The sequence below is a fragment of the Pseudomonas sp. SWRI50 genome (assembly GCF_014269095.1).
Lineage (GTDB): Bacteria > Pseudomonadota > Gammaproteobacteria > Pseudomonadales > Pseudomonadaceae > Aquipseudomonas > Aquipseudomonas kermanshahensis.
In genome coordinates, this window is sequence record NZ_JABWRW010000008.1 from 37,720 (window position 1) to 55,456 (window position 17,737).

The following is a 17,737-nucleotide window of genomic DNA, read 5'->3' on the forward strand; positions in this document are numbered from 1 at the left end:
GTGTCGGCGCCAAACCTGTGGGAGCGGGCTTGCCCCGCGAAGAGGCCCGCACAGGCGATACAAAAGACTCAGTCGTGTTTTTTCATCAAGTGCGGCGACAGGTTCAATTCCCGCCCGCGACGCAGGCGAATACGGCTGCGCCGCCAGAAGCGCACGCCCAGCCACAGCAACAGCAAGCCAGCCCCGGTGAGGATGCTGGCCAGCGGTTTGTTGGCATTGAGTTCTTGCAGGGCCGGGTAATTGCCCAGCAGGCCGGCGATGCCGGCCATGGCCAGCAGCACACCCAGCGTTGCCAGCAAGGCGGACAGGCCGGCAGCCAGGCGTGCGCCCCAATTGCGCGGTTCGCGCGTGCGCAGGCGTTTGGCGTCGAAACTGCCTTTGAGCTTCATTCCGATTTCCTCTGTGGATATCCGGAATTCGACCTGCGCTCGCCCTTTGGGTTCCGCCCGGCTGCCGGGCGGTCGTTACCCGCCCTGGATCAGATCAGGCTGGCGGTAGGGGCGACACAGGCGAAGTTGTCGGCCATCACGGCCATTTCACACTGGTGAATCTGTGCGGCCGGGATGACCCCGTCCTTGAACGCCAGGTCGCGGGTCGCCGAGGCGTCTTCCACCAGGGTGCACCGATAACCATAGTCCTTGGCGCGGCGCACGGTGGTGCTGACGCTGGAGTGGCTCATGAAACCGCAGACGATCAGGTCCAGGTGGCCCAGCGCCTGCAGGGTGTCGTGCAGCTTGGTGTTCTTGAACGCGTTAGGCATGCGCTTTTCGATGACAGTTTCGCCTTCGAGTGGCTCCAGCCCAGGGATGAACTGGCCACCGCTGCCTTGTGGGTCGAAACGGCCACCGACAGTGCCCAGGTGACGGACGTGGATGATCGGACGGCCGCTCTTGCGCGCGGCATCGAGCAACCGGGCGATGTTGGCCACGGCCTCGTCCATGCCCGACAGTGCCAGGGGACCACTGAGGTACTCCTTTTGCGCATCGATGATGATCAGGCTGGCGTGGCTCAGCTTGGCCGGCGGGTAGTCGCGGCCAGTGAGGCGGAACATCGTGGTTGGAACGGACATCAAGGGCTCCTTGGAAGGGCTTTTGTATACCTATTGTCCCTTGCCTTGGCGTCAATGGGAATGGTTGACATCGCAAACAGCGTGGTTACTGGCCTGTGGCTACCCTTTGGGGAACGCCAAGGAACAAATGTGCGGGTTGGGCTGTTAGACTTTTGTACGGTCTGAATTAGGAGTACCCCCGTGATCACATCCCGTCTGCGCACGCTGCGCGACTACATTCGCTGGGCGGTCAGCCGCTTCCACGAGCGCGAGCTGTTCTTCGGCCACGGTGCCGACAACGCCTGGGACGAAGCCCGCCTGCTGGTGCTGGGCGCCGTGCACCTGCCATGGGAGGTGGCCGACAGCTACCTGGACTGCATGCTCGAGGACGACGAACGCGTGCGCCTGCAGCACCTGCTCAAGCGGCGCATCGAAGAGCGCGTGCCCACCGCCTACCTGCTGGGCGAGGCGTGGTTCTGCGGCATGTCGTTCATTGTCGACGAGCGCGTGCTGGTGCCCCGTTCGCCGATTGGCGAGCTGATCGAAAAACGTTTCGAGCCGTGGCTGGCGTCAGAGCCTGCGCGCATTCTGGACCTGTGCACCGGGTCTGGTTGCATCGGCATCGTCGCGGCCGAAGTGTTCCCCGAGGCCGAAGTGGTGCTGGGCGACCTGTCGTTCGATGCCCTTGAAGTGGCGAACCAGAACATCGAGCGTCACGGCCTGGACATGCGCGTCTACACCGTGCAGGGCGATGGTTTCGATGGCCTGCCAGGGCAGCGCTTTGACCTGATCCTGTCCAACCCGCCGTATGTCGATGCCGAAGATTTTGGCGACATGCCGGCCGAGTATCACCACGAGCCTGAGCTGGGCCTGGCCTGCGGTAACGATGGCCTGGACCTGGTGCGGCGGATGCTGGCCGAGGCGGCTGACCACCTGACCGACAAAGGGTTGCTGATTGTCGAAGTGGGCAACAGCCAGGTGCATGTCGAGTCGCTGTACCCCGAGGTGGATTTCGCCTGGCTGGAGTTCGAGCGGGGCGGGCATGGGGTGTTCATGCTGACGGCTGAGCAGTGCCGGCAGCATCAAGAGCTGTTCAAAGCCCGGGTTTGAGTGGGGGCTGCTTTGCAGCCCATCGCGGGTAAACCCGCTCCCACAGGTACAGCGCCGTTCTCAAGGCCAGTGCTGCACCTGTGGGAGCAGGTTTACCCGCGAAGCAGGCGCCACGGTCTCAGCGGGTAGCAATCCAGATCAACAACCCGGCCTGAAACATCGCAAATGCCACCAGGCAGGTGATGGTAAAGCGCAACCCGCCATCTTCACGCCGGTATTTGGCCACCCGCTCATCCCGTTCGCGCAGTTGGCCTTCCATTTCCTGCAACTGTTGATCGGCCTGCTGCAGCAAGTTGGCCGCATCGAGAATCTCCACCCGCTGCAGCCGCTCGCTGCTCCAGGCGCCCTTGAGCTGGCCCACTGTGGCTTCAACGGTACGGCCCTTGAGGTGCTGAGGGTCTTCGTACTCCACTTCGATACCCACCCCGCGCAAGAACTGGTCCCGGCGCAGGCGTGAATCCTCGCTCAGGGCATCCTTGCTCGGCAGTGCCATGCCTTCGACCCGGTAATGCGACCACCTGCGCTGCAACCATTGCACGGCCTGGGCCAGCATGAAGCGGCCGATACCGCGGTTTAGGGGCTCCAGCTGCAGGCCCTGGTCGCTGCCAATGCGCACCAGGCGTTCGGCGTGGTCTACGCGGATATCCAGGTGGTTCTGTTCTTTGCGCACCTTTTGCCCCGGCAGCTGGATTTCCATGCGCAGCAGGCTGTGGGCTTTGTCGTGGCGCTCGGCGTAGCCGAACTGCACAAAACGCAGGGGGCGGGCGCCGGTGGCGCGGTCGGTGGGCAAGGGGGCCAGGCGCAACAGCTGGAAGTGTTCGGCGGCAAGGTCGGCCCAAGGCAGCGCGGCGCCGTCCTGGGGTTGTGGCTCGTCGGCCGGCTCTTGGGCGGCGGGGGCAATAGTCATGGGGGCTGTCCTTAGGTTCGGGCATGCGACAAATGGGGCTGCTGCGCAGCCCATCGCTGGCAAGCCAGCTCCCACCAAGGGCGCGCTGCTCTCAAGGGCACTGCTGCACCTGTGGGAGCCGGCTTGCCGGCGATGGGCCGCCAACGCGGCCCCGGATTCGCCGCCAATACCGCCTTATCGGCAGCCCCGGCCAAGACCTGAGGGTCAGGCCGATGGCAAATGCTGGATGAACGTGACGATCTGCTCCCCCAGCTCACGGGCCAGTGGCAGCTCGGGGTTGAGGTAGCTGTCACGCTGTTCGCTCATGGCCTTGGGGCTGATGCGCAGCATGTGGTTCATGCCATCGATCAGCACCAGTTGCGCATCCGGTTTCGCAGCCTTGAGGCGCTCGGCATCCGTTACGTCGACCTGCACGTCGTTGCGGCCCTGGACGATCAGCGCCGGCATCGGCAATTGCGCGAACGCCGCCGCTGGGTTCTGCCGGAACAGCGAAATCAGGTACGGCTGCACGCTGGGGCGGAACACCTGGCGCAACGGCGCGGGCACATCCAGGCTGGTCTGCCCAGCCTGCAGGCGGTCGAGCAAGTCACTGCCACGGGCCAATTGGGCGGGCGGCAGGCGCTGGGCCAACTGTTCGCGCAGTACGTCGGCCAACGGGCGGCCGACGCCGGCCAAGGTGATCACCGCGCTGGCACCTGCCTGTTCGGCGGCGAGGCTGGCGATCAGCGCGCCTTCACTGTGGCCCACCAGAATCAGCGGGCCGAACCGCGGGTCGGCCTTGAGCTTGTGGCTCCAGGCAACCACATCGGCGACATAGCGCTCGACGCTGAGGTCACGCTCATCGGGCGTGGCCGGCTGGCTCGCGGCCACGCCGCGCTTGTCATAGCGCACGCTGGCAATGTGGTCGTTGGCCAGCACCAGGGCCAGCCGCTTGAGGTTGTCGATACGCCCCGTGGCCGGGTTGTTGCCGTCTCGGTCGGTGGGGCCGGAGCCCGCGATGATCAACACCACCGGGGGCGGCGTGGCCTGTTGTGGTAGCAGCAGGCTGCCGTGCAGCACGCCCTGGCCGGTGTCGAGGTCGATGGGGCGCTGCAAGACGGTGGGGGAGGCGGCCTGGGCGAGGCCAGCACAGAGCATGAACAACAAGGCGACGAGGCGCGGCATCATGGGGTACTACGGTGGGGAGATGTCGGTTTGACCCAATGTTTGTGGGAAGGTTCGGTGGGTAATTGCCTGTGCGGGCCCTTTCGCGGGCAAGCCCGCTCCCACAGGATTACCCCTAGCCTGAAAGCAGTGATATTCCTGTGGGAGCGGGTTTACCCGCGAAGAGGCCAGCACAGACAACCAATCCCTCGGTATTTTTCCGTATACTGCCGCTTTCGTTCACCTCAGGCAGACTCGCGGAGCGTCCATGTCCGGCAATACCTACGGCAAGCTGTTCACTGTCACCACCGCAGGCGAAAGCCATGGCCCGGCGTTGGTCGCCATTGTCGATGGATGCCCGCCGGGCCTGGAGATTTCCCTGGCCGACCTGCAGCATGACCTCGACCGGCGCAAGCCTGGCACCAGCCGGCACACCACCCAGCGCCAGGAACCGGACGAGGTCGAGATCCTCTCCGGTGTGTTCGAAGGCCGCACCACCGGCTGCTCAATCGGCCTGCTGATCCGCAACACCGACCAGAAGTCCAAGGACTACTCGGCGATCAAGGACCTGTTCCGCCCGGCGCACGCCGACTACACCTACCACCACAAGTACGGTGAGCGTGACTACCGCGGCGGCGGCCGCAGCTCGGCCCGCGAAACGGCCATGCGTGTAGCGGCAGGGGCCATCGCCAAGAAGTACCTGGCCACCCAGGGCATCACCGTGCGTGGCTACATGAGCCAGCTGGGCCCAATCGAGATTCCGTTCAAAACCTGGGAATCGGTCGAGCACAACGCCTTCTTCAGCCCCGACCCGGACAAGGTGCCGGAACTCGAGGCCTACATGGACCAACTGCGCCGCGACCAGGATTCGGTCGGGGCGAAGATCACCGTCGTGGCGGAAGGCGTGATGCCAGGCCTGGGCGAGCCGATCTTCGACCGCCTCGACGCGGAATTGGCCCATGCGCTGATGAGCATCAACGCGGTCAAGGGCGTCGAGATTGGTGCCGGCTTTGCCAGTGTCGCCCAGCGCGGTACCGAGCACCGTGACGAGCTGACCCCGGAAGGGTTCCTCAGCAACAACGCCGGCGGCATTCTGGGGGGGATTTCCTCGGGCCAGCCGATCGTTGCGCACCTGGCGCTGAAACCGACCTCCAGCATCACCACGCCGGGCCGTTCCATCGATGTGGAGGGCAACCCGGTCGAAGTGATCACCAAGGGCCGTCATGACCCCTGCGTCGGCATCCGCGCCACGCCGATCGCCGAAGCGATGATGGCCATCGCCCTGATGGACCACCTGCTGCGCCACCGCGCACAGAATGCCGACGTGAGGGTCAGTACGCCGGTGCTGGGCCAGCTTTGATCCATTTGTGATTGATGTGCCGAATGCACCGGCACACCTCTGTGTAGGAGCAGCCTTGTGCTGCGAAGAGGCCGGTGCAGTTGGCACATTCATGCAGTGGTTTCACCGGCCCTTTCGCAGCACAAGGCTGCTCCTACACAGTGGGATCGAGCCGGTACGCTAAACACACCATCGGCCCATTCCATGCCCCCAATCCCCTACTGGCGCCTGTCCAGCTTCTACCTCTTCTACTTTGCCCTGCTGGGCTCCACAGCCCCTTTCCTGGCGCTGTACTTCGACCACTTGGGTTTCTCCCCGGCGCGCATCGGCGAGCTGGTGGCCATCCCCATGCTGATGCGCTGCGTCGCCCCCAACCTGTGGGGTTGGTTGGGCGACCGTACCGGCCAGCGCCTGCTGATCGTGCGCCTGGGCGCGTTGTGCACGCTGGCCAGCTTCGCCCTGATCTTCTTCGGCAAGAGCTACGCCTGGCTGGCGCTGGTCATGGCCCTGCACGCGTTCTTCTGGCACGCGGTGCTGCCGCAATTCGAAGTCATCACCCTGGCGCACCTGCACGGGCAAACCGCCCGCTACAGCCAGGTCCGCCTGTGGGGTTCGATCGGTTTCATCCTCACGGTGGTGGGCTTGGGGCGCTTGTTCGAATGGCTCAGCCTGGACATCTACCCGGTCGCCCTGGTGACGATCATGGCGGGCATCGTCCTCGCCAGCCTGTGGGTGCCCAATGCCCAGCCGGTGGAGCAGGGCGAGCGCAGCGGGGCGGGCGGCTTTTTACAGCAACTGCGGGCACCTGGGGTTATCGCGTTCTATGCGTGCGTGGCGCTGATGCAGCTCAGCCACGGGCCGTACTACACCTTCCTTACCCTGCACCTGGAACACCTGGGCTACAGCCGCAGCGCCATCGGCCTTTTATGGGCGCTGGGGGTGGTGGCCGAGTTGCTGGTGTTCATGGCCATGAGCCGCATTTTTGCGCGGTTTTCCGTGCAGCGGGTGTTGTTGGCCAGTTTCCTGCTGGCGTCTTTGCGCTGGCTGCTGCTCGGCAACCTGGCCGATGACCCGGCGGTGCTGGTGCTGGCCCAGGTGATGCACGCGGCCACCTTTGGCTGCTTCCATGCCGCCTGCATCGCGTTCGTCCAGGCCAGCTTCGGCGCTCGCCAGCAAGGCCAGGGCCAGGCGTTGTACGCGGCGTTGTCTGGCACCGGCGGTGCGCTGGGCGCCTTGTACTCGGGCTACAGCTGGAAACTGCTGGGGCCGACCTTCACCTTTGGTATGGCCAGCGCCGCAGCCTTGGCCGCAGCCGTTATCATTGCCCTTTGTTCGCAATCGACCAGGACCCGCCACTGATGAGTACCCTCAGCGTTTTCCACCCGTCCAGCCCAGGCCTGCCGAACAAGCTGCTGACCCACCACGACGACATTGCCGCGACACTGGCCGAGCAGGGCGTGCGTTTTGTTCATCACCCGCTTGCGCTGCGGGTTCGCCCTGGCAGTGCGGAGGACGAGGTGATGGCAGCTTGCAGGGAGCACCTCGACCAGTTGATGACCGGCCACGGCAGTGCGGCCTTCACACTGCTCAACCGTGACGGGGTGGACCCGGCACAGGCGGATGTACGTGACGAGCATGTGCATGACGCCGAAGAGGTGTTCGCTGTGGTTAGCGGGCGGGCGCAAGTGGGTTTGCGCTTGGGCGAGTTCGTGTATTCGGTGCTGTGCGAGAAGGGCGATCAGCTGGTGGTGCCGGCAGGCACGCGGCGCTGGGTTGAGCTGGGCGAGACGCCGTTCTGCCTGGCGCTGCGGTTGTTTGGCAGTGAGCAGGGGCTGCAGGCGCGGTTGACCGGGGATGAGACTGCCCGGGCGTTTTTAGGTATTGACGAGTTGTAATGCTTGGGCGGGTCTCTTCGCGGGGCAAGTCGGACCGCCGCACCGCCGCTCCTACAGGTCAGTGGTATTCCTGTGGGAGCGGCGGTGCGGCGGTCCGACTTGCCCGCGAAAAGGCCGGTGCTGGCAATCAACGATAGGTCGGCAAGGCAAACCGCTGCTGGCTCTGCAGCATCGAAATCACCGGCAGCTCGCTGGCCTGTTCAGCCAGGTCGCGGCGGATGGCGCTGATCGCCCAGGACAGCTGCTCGGCGCTGTGCAGTTGGCCGTAGGTCAACACGCGGCGGGTAACCTTGCCATCAGCGGCGCGCAGGGTGAGCAAGACACCACCATCGGGGCGGGGCTGGGTTGCGACCTGGTAGGCCGAAAACACCGAGACGAACTTTTCCTGGATGAGGTCCATATCAACTCCTGACTGTTGTGTGGCAGACGTGAGTTGATGGTTGCAGTGACCGTGCCAGAAACTGATTAAGTTAAAAATCCTTTAAATTCAATGGTTTACGATGCTGCCGAAAGGATCTCTTCGTGCAACCTGCAAGGTCGTGCATTTTGCACAGTGCAATTTGCACGGCCTGCCGGCCACCTATCGGCCCGATAGAATCTGAACCTTTGACCGCATGGCCTTGCCTGACAAAGACTTGGGCAACCATTTTTGCCAGGAGGTTCAACATGTCCACCGTCCAACCCTCGCCTGCCGCCATGACCGATGACGAAACCGCGGCCTTCGCCGAGCAGGTGTTCGAACGCGCCCGCCAAGGTGACGCCCCGATGCTTGAGCGGTTGCTTGCCAGTGGCCTGCCTGCCAACCTGCGCAACCACAAGGGCGACACCTTGTTGATGCTGGCCTGCTACCACGGCCACCATGACGCGGTGCGCGTGCTGCTGGAGCACGGCGCCGACCCATTGATGGCCAATGACAATGGCCAACTGCCAATCGCTGGCGCCGCGTTCAAAGGCGACCTGGCCATGATCCGCTTGTTGCTGGAGCATGGGGTGCCGGTCGATGCCGCCGCGCAGGACGGGCGCACCGCGTTGATGTTGGCGGCGATGTTCAACCGCAGCGAGATCCTCGACTACCTGCTGGCCCAAGGTGCCGACCCGGCACACCAGGATGCCCGCGGCGCCACCGCGCTGATGGCCGCGCAAACCATGGGCGCGGCAGACGCCGTGGCGCGCCTGCAGGCGCTGGCCGGCTAACTGTTCGGGGGCGTTTGCGGCTATCCTTGGCGACTTTTCACCGGTCGCAGGCCCCCTTCATGAAAAACCAATTGCTCGAACTCATCACCCTCATCGGCGCCGGTTGCATGCGCGATGAAGACATCGAGCGCATCGCCGACGAGGCCGCCCAGGCCTACGCCGACCCCGTCGCCTTCCTGGCGGCCAACCCGGACATCAACTACGACGACACCTTCCCTATCCCGCTGGGGGAGTGGATCGTGCTGGGCAGCCTGCCGGACACCGTGCTGTTCCAGGCTGACAGCTATCAGGACCTGTTCCAGAACATCGCCGACTCGTTCGACAAGAGCGTGCCGTTCACCCTCAAGCCCAAGCAGCTGGCGCGCACCGAGCCACTGACCGCGCTCAATCGCATCCAGGTGCAGATGGGGGCGTTGAACAAGGAGGCGGGGGGGTATGTGCTGCTGAACTTCAGCCAGTTGCTGGATGATGAATTGCAGATGGTGATGGTCGGCCAGCATGACCTGGCACGGGTGCTGGAGTTGGGGGCTGAGGTGGGGATCAAGACCGAGCCGGCTTTGGAGGCTTTGAAGGTCGCGGTTCACGTCTGATTTGACGGTTGCCTGTACCGGCCTCTTCGCGGGGCAAGTCGGACCGCCGCACCGCCGCTCCCACAGGACATCACTGGCCTCTAGGGTGTGGTGATCTTGTGGGAGCGGCGGTGCGGCGGTCCGACTTGCCCCGCGAAGAGGCCGCTACAGGCAGTCGCAGAACTCAGCCCAGCGCCGTATCCAGAAACATCATCACCCCAAACCCACCCATCAACCCCAGGGTCGCCGCCGTCTGGTGGCCATTGCGATGGGTCTCGGGAATCACCTCGTGGGACACCACAAAAATCATCGCCCCCGCCGCCAACCCCATGCTTATCGGGTAGGCCAAGGCAAAACCGGTGGAAATGCCCAGGCCGATCACCGCACCCAGCGGCTCCATCAGCCCTGAACCCACCGCCACCAACGCCGCCTTCATGTTCGACAGCCCCGTGGCGCGCAACGCCAAGGCCACGGCAAGGCCTTCAGGGATGTCCTGGATGGCGATCGCGCTGGTCAGCGGCAGGCCGATGTTCATGTCGCCATTGGCGAAACTCACCCCAATCGCCATGCCTTCGGGCAGGTTGTGCAGGGTAATCGCCAATACGAACAGCCACACCCGGTTGATGCGCTCTGCCTCCGGGCCGCAAGGGCCAGTGCTCTCGTGCTCGTGTGGGGTGAAGCGGTCCAGGCCCAGCATCAGCAATACCCCAAGGCCCATGCCCAGCACCACGGTAAAAGCCGCCGCCGGGCCGTTGCCGGTGATCTCGCGGGCGGCATCCAGGCCCGGCAGAATCAACGAGAACGAACTGGCGGCCAGCATCATGCCGGCGGCAAAGCCGAGCATCACATCCTGGGTGCGCGCACTCACATCACGCAGCACCACCGCCAGTACCGCGCCCAGGGCGGTGGCGCCAAAGCCGGACAAACCGCCCAGCAGCGCCAGGTGCAGGTTGTCGGCATGGTCGCCGTTGACCGCGTTCCACAGGCTTGCCGCCAATAGCACGATCACCGCCAGCAGGCTCAACCCCAGGCCGGCGCTGAGCCAGGGGGTCGTCAGCACCTGTTGCCGCCAGGCGCTCAGCAGCGAGGGTGGGGTGGCGGTTTCGGAATGGGCTGGGGGCATGCGAACCTCGAATCAATGAATACAGGCAGTCTAAGCAAGGACCTGCACGATCGGCCAAGGATTCCCTTCTATCGACGTGATAGCTGGCTATGCTGTGCTGCAACGTCTTTGCAAGGGAGTAGCGGCATGGGGTCTACATTCAATAGCCTGGTTGGCCTGATCATTCTGGCCCTGGATATCTGGGCGATCCTCAATGTGATCAAAAGTGGCAGCGAAGTGGGCATCAAGGTGCTGTGGATTCTGCTGATCGCGCTGCTGCCGGTGATAGGGCTGGTGATTTGGGCAATTGCCGGGCCCAGGGGCAATGTGCGGATCTGATAGCGGACATAAGCAGAAATGCGGCCGTGACAAAATTTTCACATTGGTTTAAACAGAATCCGCACCCGCACAATGCTGCGTTGGTATTAACCTTCGCCATCTCCGCAAACCCGCAATCCTAGGACTTTCCCATTCATGGCTAACACGGATGCCTTGAAACAGGGCGCGCGAGCGTCGTTCGCGCCGACCCTGAAATCCCACCTGGCCTACACGCTGCTCAGCGGCCTGGTCATCATGCTGATGCTCAGCCTCGTGCGCCTGGCGCTGTTGGTCTACAACAGCGACATGATCGGCGATACCCCCTATGCGACTGTCGCTGAAGGCTTCCTGAACGGGTTGCGCTTCGACCTGCGGGTGGTGGTGTACATCAGCATTCCGCTGCTGTTGGCCATTCTCAGCCCTTGGGCCATGGCCCGGCGTGGCGTGTTCCGGCTGTGGCTGACCCTCGCCTCCAGCGTGGTGATGTTCCTCGGCCTGATGGAGATGGACTTCTACCGCGAGTTCCACCAGCGCCTCAACGGCCTGGTGTTCCAGTACATCAAGGAAGACCCCAAGACCGTCATGAGCATGCTCTGGTACGGCTTCCCGGTGGTCCGTTACCTGTTGGCCTGGGTCATTGGCACCTGGCTGCTGAGCCTGCTGTTCAAGGGCATCGACCGCATGACGCGCGGCGGCCAGCCGACCGGCGCCACCCCGCAGCGCAGCGTAGCGCCGTGGTACAACCGCCTGGCGGTGTTCATGGTGATCCTGCTGGTGGCCGTGGTCGCCGCCCGTGGCACCCTGCGCCAGGGCCCGCCGATGCGTTGGGGTGATGCCTTCACCACCGACTCCAACTTCGTCAACCAGCTGGGTCTGAACGGCACCCTGACGTTGATCGATGCTGCCAAGAGCCGCTTCGGCGAAGACCGCGCCAACATCTGGAAGCCGGTGCTGGACCAGCCGCTGGCCACGCAGACCGTGCGTGAGCAACTGCTGACCGCTCACGACACCCTGGTCGACGCCGACGAAGCGGCGATCCGCCGTGACTTCGTGCCACCGGCCGACCGTACCCTGCCGATCAAGAACGTCGTGGTGATCCTCATGGAGAGCTTCGCCGGCCACTCGGTGGGCGCCCTGGGCAGCCCTAACAACATCACCCCGTACTTCGACAAACTGGCCAAGGAAGGGTTGCTGTTCGACCGCTTCTTCTCCAACGGCACCCATACCCACCAGGGCATGTTCGCCACCATGGCCTGCTTCCCTAACCTGCCAGGCTTCGAATACCTGATGCAGACCCCGGAAGGCGGGCACAAGCTGTCGGGCCTGCCGGCACTGCTCAGCGCCCGCGATTACGACGACGTGTACGTCTACAACGGTGACTTCGCCTGGGACAACCAGTCCGGTTTCTTCGGCAACCAAGGCATGACCACGTTCATTGGCCGCAATGACTTCGTCAACCCGGTGTTCTCCGACCCGACCTGGGGTGTGTCCGACCAGGACATGTTCGACCGTGGCGCTGAGGAGCTGGCCAAGCACGACGGCAAGAAGCCGATCTATGCGCTGCTGCAAACCTTGTCCAACCACACGCCTTACGCGTTGCCCAAGGACCTGCCCGTAGCGCCTGTGACCGGCCAGGGCCGCCTGGACGAGCACCTGACGGCCATGCGTTATTCCGACTGGGCGTTGGGCCAGTTCTTCGAGAAGGCGCGCAAAGAGCCGTACTTCAAGGAGACCCTGTTCGTCATCGTCGGCGACCACGGCTTCGGCAACCACCAGCAGGTCACCGAGCTGGACCTGGGCCGCTTCAACGTACCGCTGCTGCTGATTGCCCCGGGCATCCAGGAGAAGTTCGGTGCGGTCGACCACACCGTCGGTACCCAGGTCGACATCGTGCCGACCATCATGGGCCGCCTGGGTGGCCAGACCCGCCATCAGTGCTGGGGTCGCGACCTGCTCAACCTGCCTGAGGGCGACCAGGGCGTGGGCATGATCAAGCCGTCGGGCAGCGAGCAGATCGTGGGTTTGGTGCAGGGTGACCGCATCCTCATCGAGTCCAAGGACATGAGCCCGCGCATGTACCGCTACCAGTTGGGCAGCGAGTTCAAGGCCGAGCTGATCGAAAGCCCGGACCAGCCGGAAATGCTGAAAAAACTTGAAGCGTACATCCAGACGGCGACCAAGAGCCTCTTGGACAACACCGCTGGCGTCGTGCACGGCACGCCGAAGTAACGCTGCAATAGGGGCCGCTTCGCGGCCCCTTCGCCACCGCAAAGCCCTGCCAACTGAACAAATCCCCCCGCCCAAGGTCAAGCTATACAGGCGCCACACACCCGGCGTTCTTCAGATCGAGGGCTCGTTCCATGAAAGAGTGGGAAGTCATCTTTGCCGACCAGAAAGGCGAACCGACGTCATTGCGGCTGCGGGCTGAACATTGCCCCAGCGAAGAAGACGCGGCCCGTGCCATTCGCTCGCACTTGTTTCCGGTCATGGATGAATTAGACCTCAACGACTTCCAGGACCGTGCACCATCCCCCACGGCGCGCTGGCTCAAAGAGCAAAATGGCGTCACCATCACCCGTATCCAGGAAGCGCCCTGAAGCTTGCGTTGACGTGGTGCCCACGCAGGCACTACGCTGGACCCAGGTGCCGACCTATTCTGCGGGTCGGCACCCATAACATTCGCGTCTTGCATCAGCTCTATACAACTCGATCTGTCCGGCACCGCCGGCAGGTACGTAGTGCCCGGAAAGTCTATCCATTGCATTGCAGGAGGACGATTCATGAGCAGCCAGAACGACGATATCAGCAGCAATGTCCTGCGCCAGATGAAAGCTGGCGGTTTTGACTTCACCCGCATCCACCCTATCGAGTTCTACGCAGTATTCCCTGATGAAGCCGGCGCGCGACGGGCAGCCGGGCAATTTCGTGGCGAGTCCCTCAACGCCCAGGTACGCGAACGCAAAGACGGCGCCTGGCACCTTGAACTGAGCAAGGTCATGTATGCCACTTATGGAGGGATTGGCGACTTCGAAGAAACGTTCGAGCAACTCGTTTCACCGTACGGTGGCGAGGTGGAAGGATGGGGCGTCAAGCAAGAGCGACTGTGCGCCTGACCCTGACTCACCCACTGCCGCTCCACAGGCTTATGCACTTCCCTGTAGGAGCGGCCTTGTACCGCGAAGGGCCGCCAAGCGGCCCCAACCTCTCAGGGCTTACGCCCCGCCATATGCCCCAGATAAGCCAGTAGCGCATCCAGCTCCTGCTCGCTGAGCACCGCCTCTGTAAACCCCGGCATCTTCGCCTGCGGCCACGTTCGAAGGCTTTGCGGGTCACGTATCAGCTTGCGCAAAAATGCCGGCTGGAAGTACTCGGTAGGGTTGTGCGGCAGGTTCAAGTCTGGCCCAAATTGGGCATCACCCGCGCCATTGAGGCGGTGGCAGGCCAGGCAGTTCTGCTGGAACAACGCAAACCCCTGGCGCACCGGGTTATCGGCCGGGAGCTTCGGGTCTGGCAGCAGTGCCGGGAAACGTTGCTCCACCGAAGCCAGGCGGCGGATGCTGGCGATCTGGAACGGCCACTGCTCTGGGCGGATGCCGCTGGCCTGCGGTGCTGTCCAGACCAGGTAAAACGGCCCGGCGCTCGGCTTGCCGTTGCCCAACGCGGGCCACGGCTTGGCCGGGTCTTCGACGGCCAGCCAGGCACGCGCCGGCCCTTGCTGCAGCAGCGGCGCGGCAGGCATTTCGGCAGCAAAACCATCCAGCGCCACGGCTTGCAAGTGGTCGTTCACACCCACACCCTGCAGCAGCACAGCCAAGGGGACCGCGCGATACTGCATGGGGCGCTTATAGGAAACGTCCTGCTCGATGCTGATGTCGCGCGCCTGCGGATGGGCAAGCAGCTCGGCGCTGCTCCACTGGCGCGACGTGTCGCCCAGCTCAAGGTGCAGCTGCGCCGCCGACAGTGGCAGGCTCAAAAGCAGGGCGAGTAGGGCAAGGCAGTGGCGCATGGGGAATCTCCGACCTTCAAGGCCGGCAGGTTACATGCGCGCTGCCTGTTGACGCCACAGCCACCGTCAGCCGAACAAACGTGTCAGGTTCGGCAGTATCAGCAGTAGAGTCGTGGCGAAGAGAATGAGCCCTGCTTGGCGTATTTTCGATTGTCTGAACATGGCGGACCGCCTTCTTGTTGTTATTCCTGAATACCCGTTGGCTTCCCTGTCGCGTTTCGGGTCGATCGCAGTGGCGTAAGTTGACGCCTGTTCTGCTTGCCTCTTGAAAGTCGATATACAACCAACAGTAGGGTGTGCGTCATCCATGTTTGAGAACCCTTTGTTCTAATTGTAAGGCTGGTTAATTTCATTGGGTTATGAGGCCAATGGCCAGCTGGCTGGCATGCTCTCGCTAGACAGTGGCGTTACTGCAAACGACACGCCGGCGAAATATGACCGTTCGTCAGTGCGGCCTACTTGCTTGTACGTGCCTTTCGCGGCAGTCTCTACAGCAGATTCCCACCCATGTCGTTCAGGACTATTTCTATGTCGTTACGCATCTGCATCCTGGAAACCGATGTCCTGCGACCGGAGTTGACGGCGCAGTACCACGGCTATGGCAGGATGTTCGAGCAGCTGTTCTCGCGTCAGCCGATCGCCGCCGAGTTTCGCGTGTACAACGTGATGAACGGCGACTATCCCGCCGACGATGAAGTGTTCGATGCCTACCTTGTGACGGGCAGCAAGGCCGATTCGTTCGGTTCCGATCCCTGGATCCAGACGCTCAAGGCTTACTTGTTGAAACTCTACGCACGGGGCGAGAAGCTGCTGGGCGTGTGTTTTGGCCATCAGCTGCTGGCCTTGACCCTGGGTGGCAAGGCCGAGCGTGCCGAGAAGGGCTGGGGTGTGGGCATCCACCGTTATTCACTGGCGGCGCATGCGCCCTGGATGGACCCGGAGGTTTCCGAGCTGACCCTGCTGATCAGCCACCAGGACCAGGTCACCGAGCTGCCGGAAGGCGCGACCGTAATTGCCTCCAGCGACTTCTGCCCCAACGCCGCCTACCACATTCGTGACCAGGTGCTGTGCTTCCAGGGGCACCCGGAGTTCGTGCATGACTACTCCCGGGCGTTGCTGGATGCGCGGCAGACGTCGTTGGGGGATGAGGTGTACCACAAGGCCATTGCCAGCCTGGCCACCGAGCACCAGGGCGACCTGGTGGGCGAGTGGATGTTGCGGTTCATTGGGCAGTCGGTGAGTAAAGACGGCGTGGCGTGATGGCGGGGGCCGCACAGCGGCCCCAACATCAGTGCTGTACCTGTAGGAGCTGGCTTGCCTGCGATGGGCCGCACAGCGGCCCCAACATCTCAAAGCCAACCCGACTTCTTGAAGCTGGCATACAACCCCGCACACCCCAACCCAATCACCCCTAACACACCAAAATACCCGTACTGCCACGCCAACTCCGGCATGTTCTGAAAGTTCATCCCATAAATCCCGGCAATCGCCGTGGGGAAGGCCAGAATCGCCGCCCAGGCCGCGAACTTGCGTTGCACGATGCTTTGGCGCGACGACTCCAGCAACATGCCGATCTCGATGGTCTGGCTGGCGATATCGCGAATGCCGACCAGGTCTTCCATCTGCCGCGTGACATGAATCTGCACATCGCGAAAATACGGTCGCATGTTCTTGTCGATGAACGGAAAGCTCAGGCGCTGCAGTTCTTCGCTCACCTCCAGCATCGGCGCCACGTACCGGCGCAGGCGCAAGATGTCGCGCCGCAGGCTGTGCAGCCGGCGGATGTCATCCTCTTGCAGCGAACCGCCCAGCACGCTTTGTTCCAGTTCTTCAATTTCGCCATGGATCGCCTCGCTGACCGGCTGGTAGTTCTCGGTCACGAAGTCGAGCAGCGCATACAGCACGAAGTCCTCGCCATGCTCCAGCAGCAGCGGCCGTGCTTCGCAGCGTTGGCGCACCAGGGCGTAGGATTTCGAGTGGCCGTTGCGGCAGGTGATGATGTAGCCATTGCCAGCAAAGATATGGGTTTCGATGAACTCCAGCTTGCCTTCATGACGTACCGGCGAATAGGTGACGATGAACAGCGCATCACCGAAGGTTTCAAGCTTGGGCCGGCTGTGCTTTTCCAGCGCGTCTTCAATGGCCAGCTCGTGCAGGTTGAACTGCCGCTGCAGGTTGGCCAGCTCCTCGGCGTTGGGCTCTTCGAGGCCGATCCAGACGAAGTGGCCGGGCTTGCGCGCCCATTCGCTGCCTTCGTCGATGCTGATGTTAGTGACCTTTCTGCCGGCGCTGTACACCGCCGACGCCACGACTCGACCCATGGTTGTCCACTTATTCGATTGAACACTCTTACAGCTTGGGCTGTAAGGGCCCAGAGGGCAACCTAGCGGCGTGCGAGTTCATCTTCCATGCGGTCGATGCACTGCTGCATCTGGCTGCGGCACTGTTCGACCAGGGCGGGGATGTCGCGCTGGCTCAAACCCGCGGTAGCAATCGGCGGCAGCGAGCGTACGATCACCGTCCGCTGCCGCCAGCTGTTCAGGTTCAAACGCCGGGCATAGCGGCTGACGCACACCGGCACGATCGGTACACCGGCTTCGATGGCCATGTGAAAGGCGCCTTTCTTGAACGCCAGCAGGTGCTCTGCCGGGTTGCGGGTGCCCTCGGGGAAAATCCAGATCGATGTATCGTCCTGCAGCACCCGCGTGGTCTTTTGCAGCGCCTTGCGCGCCTGGTAGGCATTCTTGCGGTCGACCAGCACGTTGCCGCCCAGCCAGAACAGCTGGCCGAACAACGGGATCCAGCCCAGGCTTTTTTTACCAATAGCCACGGTGCGCCGCGGCACGGCCTGGCCAATGAGGAACAGGTCGAAATTGGATTGATGGTTGGCGATGATGACGCAACCGGGCGGGTGATCGAACAATGGGCCGACTTCGGCTTTGACCTTGACGCGCATCAGCCAGGCGGCCGGCACGCTATAAAGCCGGGCAAATACCCGGCTGTTGTCGGGGTTGAAGGGGCGGCACAGGCCGATAATCAGGCCGACGGCGCCAACCAACAGAAAATGCAGGGCCAGCAGGAGCATGCGCAACGAATAAAGCATGGG

General features: G+C 63.1%; 20 protein-coding genes. 11 read left to right on the plus strand and 9 right to left on the minus strand.

Annotation, left to right across the window (positions count from 1 at the left end; genetic code table 11):
* Window positions 1–68: 68 nt before the first annotated feature.
* Window positions 69–389, minus strand: coding sequence for a hypothetical protein (locus tag HU750_RS11050; RefSeq protein WP_027596008.1), 321 nt, complete (start codon window positions 387–389; stop codon window positions 69–71).
* 89 nt (window positions 390–478) lie between these two features.
* The gene (locus HU750_RS11055) at window positions 479–1,069 is read right to left on the minus strand and encodes a cysteine hydrolase family protein (RefSeq protein ID WP_085273722.1); all 591 of its coding nucleotides are present in this window, start codon (window positions 1,067–1,069) and stop codon (window positions 479–481) included.
* Window positions 1,070–1,249: 180 nt separating this feature from the next.
* On the opposite strand from HU750_RS11055, the gene prmB reads away from it, so the two are divergent.
* Window positions 1,250–2,158, plus strand: a complete 909-nt coding sequence (gene prmB, locus HU750_RS11060; protein ID WP_027596010.1) for a 50S ribosomal protein L3 N(5)-glutamine methyltransferase — start codon at window positions 1,250–1,252, stop codon at window positions 2,156–2,158.
* 118 nt (window positions 2,159–2,276) lie between these two features.
* On the opposite strand, the gene HU750_RS11065 is transcribed toward prmB, so the two are convergent.
* Together HU750_RS11065 and HU750_RS11070 are read right to left on the minus strand one after the other, a co-directional pair.
* A complete protein-coding gene (locus HU750_RS11065; RefSeq protein WP_027596011.1) occupies window positions 2,277–3,065 on the minus strand; it encodes a hypothetical protein in 789 nt (262 codons plus the stop codon).
* 204 nt (window positions 3,066–3,269) lie between these two features.
* Window positions 3,270–4,232, minus strand: a complete 963-nt coding sequence (locus tag HU750_RS11070) for an alpha/beta hydrolase (RefSeq protein ID WP_186679490.1) — start codon at window positions 4,230–4,232, stop codon at window positions 3,270–3,272.
* Window positions 4,233–4,476: 244 nt separating this feature from the next.
* On the opposite strand from HU750_RS11070, the gene aroC reads away from it, so the two are divergent.
* The 3 genes from aroC (at window position 4,477) to HU750_RS11085 (ending at window position 7,442) form a co-directional block, all read left to right on the plus strand.
* Window positions 4,477–5,568 carry a chorismate synthase gene (gene aroC / locus HU750_RS11075; RefSeq protein ID WP_186679493.1) on the plus strand — a complete coding sequence of 364 codons (1,092 nt, stop codon included), beginning with the start codon at window positions 4,477–4,479 and terminating at the stop codon, window positions 5,566–5,568.
* A gap of 183 nt (window positions 5,569–5,751) precedes the next feature.
* Window positions 5,752–6,906 carry an MFS transporter gene (locus HU750_RS11080; protein WP_186679494.1) on the plus strand — a complete coding sequence of 385 codons (1,155 nt, stop codon included), beginning with the start codon at window positions 5,752–5,754 and terminating at the stop codon, window positions 6,904–6,906.
* A complete protein-coding gene (locus HU750_RS11085; RefSeq protein WP_186679495.1) occupies window positions 6,906–7,442 on the plus strand; it encodes an oxidase in 537 nt (178 codons plus the stop codon). Before HU750_RS11080 ends, HU750_RS11085 begins: the two co-directional genes overlap by 1 nt.
* 127 nt (window positions 7,443–7,569) lie before the next feature.
* Here HU750_RS11085 and HU750_RS11090 read toward each other — a convergent pair whose 3' ends face one another.
* On the minus strand, window positions 7,570–7,842 hold the full coding sequence (locus tag HU750_RS11090) for a DUF3509 domain-containing protein (RefSeq protein WP_027596016.1): 273 nt from the start codon (window positions 7,840–7,842) through the stop codon (window positions 7,570–7,572).
* 266 nt (window positions 7,843–8,108) lie between these two features.
* Between HU750_RS11090 and HU750_RS11095 the strand changes: the two genes are divergently transcribed.
* A complete protein-coding gene (locus HU750_RS11095) occupies window positions 8,109–8,636 on the plus strand; it encodes an ankyrin repeat domain-containing protein (protein WP_027596017.1) in 528 nt (175 codons plus the stop codon).
* Window positions 8,637–8,695: 59 nt separating this feature from the next.
* The gene (locus HU750_RS11100) at window positions 8,696–9,226 is read left to right on the plus strand and encodes a hypothetical protein (RefSeq protein WP_027596018.1); all 531 of its coding nucleotides are present in this window, start codon (window positions 8,696–8,698) and stop codon (window positions 9,224–9,226) included.
* 163 nt (window positions 9,227–9,389) lie between these two features.
* On the opposite strand, the gene HU750_RS11105 is transcribed toward HU750_RS11100, so the two are convergent.
* Window positions 9,390–10,328: a ZIP family metal transporter gene (locus HU750_RS11105; protein ID WP_027596019.1), complete on the minus strand. Its 939-nt coding sequence runs from the start codon at window positions 10,326–10,328 to the stop codon at window positions 9,390–9,392.
* A 126-nt stretch (window positions 10,329–10,454) separates the two neighbouring features.
* Between HU750_RS11105 and HU750_RS11110 the strand changes: the two genes are divergently transcribed.
* From HU750_RS11110 to HU750_RS11125, 4 genes are all read left to right on the plus strand, one after another.
* A complete protein-coding gene (locus HU750_RS11110) occupies window positions 10,455–10,646 on the plus strand; it encodes a PLDc N-terminal domain-containing protein (protein WP_027596020.1) in 192 nt (63 codons plus the stop codon).
* 135 nt (window positions 10,647–10,781) lie between these two features.
* Entirely contained in the window at window positions 10,782–12,854 is a 2,073-nt protein-coding gene (locus tag HU750_RS11115) for an LTA synthase family protein (protein ID WP_186679497.1), read from the plus strand.
* Between the two features lie 131 nt (window positions 12,855–12,985).
* The gene (locus HU750_RS11120) at window positions 12,986–13,222 is read left to right on the plus strand and encodes a hypothetical protein (protein ID WP_027596022.1); all 237 of its coding nucleotides are present in this window, start codon (window positions 12,986–12,988) and stop codon (window positions 13,220–13,222) included.
* A 183-nt stretch (window positions 13,223–13,405) separates the two neighbouring features.
* Window positions 13,406–13,738 (plus strand): ribonuclease E inhibitor RraB, encoded by a 333-nt coding sequence (locus HU750_RS11125; RefSeq protein WP_027596023.1) that lies wholly within the window; start codon window positions 13,406–13,408, stop codon window positions 13,736–13,738.
* Window positions 13,739–13,830: 92 nt separating this feature from the next.
* Here the strand turns inward: HU750_RS11125 and HU750_RS11130 are convergent, their stop codons facing one another.
* Window positions 13,831–14,631: a cytochrome c gene (locus tag HU750_RS11130; protein ID WP_186679499.1), complete on the minus strand. Its 801-nt coding sequence runs from the start codon at window positions 14,629–14,631 to the stop codon at window positions 13,831–13,833.
* A 528-nt stretch (window positions 14,632–15,159) separates the two neighbouring features.
* Here HU750_RS11130 and HU750_RS11135 point away from each other — a divergent pair.
* A complete protein-coding gene (locus HU750_RS11135) occupies window positions 15,160–15,891 on the plus strand; it encodes an amidotransferase (RefSeq protein WP_186679501.1) in 732 nt (243 codons plus the stop codon).
* 89 nt (window positions 15,892–15,980) lie between these two features.
* Here the strand turns inward: HU750_RS11135 and HU750_RS11140 are convergent, their stop codons facing one another.
* Together HU750_RS11140 and HU750_RS11145 are read right to left on the minus strand one after the other, a co-directional pair.
* Window positions 15,981–16,952, minus strand: coding sequence for a magnesium and cobalt transport protein CorA (locus HU750_RS11140; protein WP_027596026.1), 972 nt, complete (start codon window positions 16,950–16,952; stop codon window positions 15,981–15,983).
* 62 nt (window positions 16,953–17,014) lie between these two features.
* Window positions 17,015–17,734, minus strand: coding sequence for a lysophospholipid acyltransferase family protein (locus HU750_RS11145; protein WP_186679504.1), 720 nt, complete (start codon window positions 17,732–17,734; stop codon window positions 17,015–17,017).
* Window positions 17,735–17,737: the final 3 nt, after the last annotated feature.